Annotated in this window: 3 protein-coding genes and 1 pseudogene; 1 reads left to right on the top strand and 3 read right to left on the bottom strand. The window is 68.3% G+C overall.

Going from position 1 to position 2,127, the window contains the following annotated elements; translation table 11 throughout:
- Positions 1–423, top strand: a pseudogene (locus AB0C29_RS45190) (hypothetical protein); the annotation flags it as partial.
- A 54-nt stretch (positions 424–477) separates the two neighbouring features.
- Here AB0C29_RS45190 and AB0C29_RS45195 read toward each other — a convergent pair.
- The 3 genes from AB0C29_RS45195 to AB0C29_RS45205 all read right to left on the bottom strand — a co-directional run.
- Positions 478–1,146, bottom strand: a complete 669-nt coding sequence (locus AB0C29_RS45195; RefSeq protein WP_360834091.1) for a hypothetical protein — start codon at positions 1,144–1,146, stop codon at positions 478–480.
- Between the two features lie 60 nt (positions 1,147–1,206).
- Positions 1,207–1,404: a hypothetical protein gene (locus tag AB0C29_RS45200; protein WP_360834093.1), complete on the bottom strand. Its 198-nt coding sequence runs from the start codon at positions 1,402–1,404 to the stop codon at positions 1,207–1,209.
- A 13-nt stretch (positions 1,405–1,417) separates the two neighbouring features.
- The coding region (locus AB0C29_RS45205; protein WP_360834095.1) for an LLM class flavin-dependent oxidoreductase at positions 1,418–2,127 on the bottom strand (710 nt) is incomplete at its 5' end.

The following is a 2,127-nucleotide window of genomic DNA, read 5'->3' on the forward strand; positions in this document are numbered from 1 at the left end:
CTCCAGGTTGACAACGGCCGGTTCGTGACGGCAGTCGGCGGCGGCGGCCGGATCACGAGCGTGATGCGCACCGACGCCACCGTGATCGGTCCCAACGAGAAGTTCACGCTCGAGCCGGTCGGCGACGGGGTGCACGTCGACCTGCGGACCCGGTCCGCGAACTACGTGACCGCGGTGAACAGCGGTGGGCTCACCCACAACCAGGTGACCGACGTGCTGCACACCGACGCGATCAGGCGGGACACCTGGGAGACGCTCGAGCTCGTCGGGCAGGGGGACGGAACGGTGGGCATCCGTCTCTTCGACCGTCACTTCCTGACGGCGGTCGACGGCGGTGGCCGGTCGAGCGGAGCCTTCGACTCCAACCGGTCAGTGGTGAAGTCCTGGGAGAAGTTCCGCTTCATCTGTGGCCTCAGCTTCTAGGGCGAAAGCCGGTGGAGTGCGCGTCACGCACTCCACCGGCTCGCGCGGCCCGGGTCAGTTGCTGGCGCGGATCGCGTAGCTCGTGATGGCGGCGAGCAGAGACAGGAGGGCGACACTGGTCAGCAGCCAGCCGGCGTTGATCAGCCGGTGCTTGCGGAGGACCACTCGCGACAGACCCACCACGTGGAACGTGAGAATCTTGAATTCGTCGTCCTCGTCGATCTGATCGAAGCTGTTCACCGCCCGGCGAAAGGGCAGGCTGCCCAGATGCCCGAAGTACCACAAGGATTCGACGGGATAGGGCGACCGCCTCTTCTCGTTCCCGATGTCGATGTCGAGGCGCTTGAAGTCGGCCTTGATGTTGTGACGGTGCCGAGAGAGCAAGCTCGTGGCCGCGGCGCCGATCGCCCCGGCCAGCGCCGACACGGCGACGGCCAGGAAGGCCCACGTCTCCGGGCCGAGGTTCTGAGTCGGCACAGTCGCGTCGTCAGGCTTGGCGGAGACGATGCCGAAGCCGATCGTGACGAAGACCCCGTTGACCGTCAGGATCAGCTGGGCCTTTGTCTCCGCGACCTTGTACCAGTCCATGACCCGGTCGTAAACGCGGCGGGCGTAGTCAGTGCGCGCCACCCGCAAGGCAACGTCCATTTTGATGGATACTTCACCGGTTTGCTCGCGCCTCTGTCGCCGCCACATGTACGAAAAGTATTTGATCGACTTCATAACGTCGATACCTGAGGCGACTTCCACCCATGTCAGCCGCGGTCGCCGTTGGCGGCACCGTCAGTCGATGATGGCCACCATGGCGATGGAGACCAGGATGCCCGGCCGGTCGACGCCGAGCCGGCTGACGCAGCGCGGCGGGCGCACGTCGGGGAAGAACTCGGCGAAGACCTCCGTGACGCTGTTTCCGGCTTTGACCGCCTGGCTGTAGCTCGGGTATTCCGGGGCGTCGGGGGTGGAGATGATCTGTCGGGGCATCTGCTGCGTCCTTTCATCGGGCGGCGGCAAGCCGAGGCGCGCAGGCGCGGATCGTTGCCTCGAGGCGGGGCCAGGACAGGCCGGGCGGCAACCCGACCATGGTGATGTCGGTGACGGCGTCCCATCGTTCGAGCTGCTCCCGCACCGTAGCCGCAGTGCCGTACGCGGTGAATTCGTCGAGCAGGATCTGCGCCTCGGCCGGGATGGTTCTGGTGGCCCGGACGAGTCCGACCTCGGTGGCGAGGCCCTGGCGGGCGAGCACCTCCGGATAGATGTCACCCATCACCCCCAGGTACGCCGCCGTGCATTCCGCCGCGGTCGCCCGGGCCGCCGCGACGTCCGGGTCGACGACCGTGAACGGTCCGGCCGCGACCGTCAGCGGGTGCGTCGCCGCTCGCGGCCCGGCCAGGCCGGCGCCGAGCTCGCGCACCCGGCCGGGGCGCAGGTACAGCGGATACCAGCCGTCGGCCAGGTCCGCGGCGACCCGGATGGTGCGCTCACCGGTCGCGGCCAGCCAGATCGGCAGATCCGGTACGGGCGGCTGGCCGAGACGCAGCGCTCGCGCCGCCGGTACGGCCGACAGCGTCACCCGGTCACCGTTCAGCAGGGCGCGCACCTGCTCCGTGACCGCGCGCAGGCGAGGCAGGATCCGCTGATCACGGTGGTCGACCAGTCCACGGTCGGCGGCATCGACCTGCACGACCTGCACCACCCGAACGACTT

This window comes from Actinoplanes sp. NPDC048791 (genome assembly GCF_040650095.1).
In the GTDB taxonomy this organism is placed as follows: domain Bacteria; phylum Actinomycetota; class Actinomycetes; order Mycobacteriales; family Micromonosporaceae; genus Actinoplanes.

Bases quoted from the DNA above. Each gene is read 5' to 3' on its own strand.
- AB0C29_RS45195 (WP_360834091.1), bottom strand. From the start codon at position 1,146: ATGAAGTCGATCAAATACTTTTCGTACATGTGGCGGCGACAGAGGCGC.
- AB0C29_RS45200 (WP_360834093.1), bottom strand. From the start codon at position 1,404: ATGCCCCGACAGATCATCTCCACCCCCGACGCCCCGGAATACCCGAGC.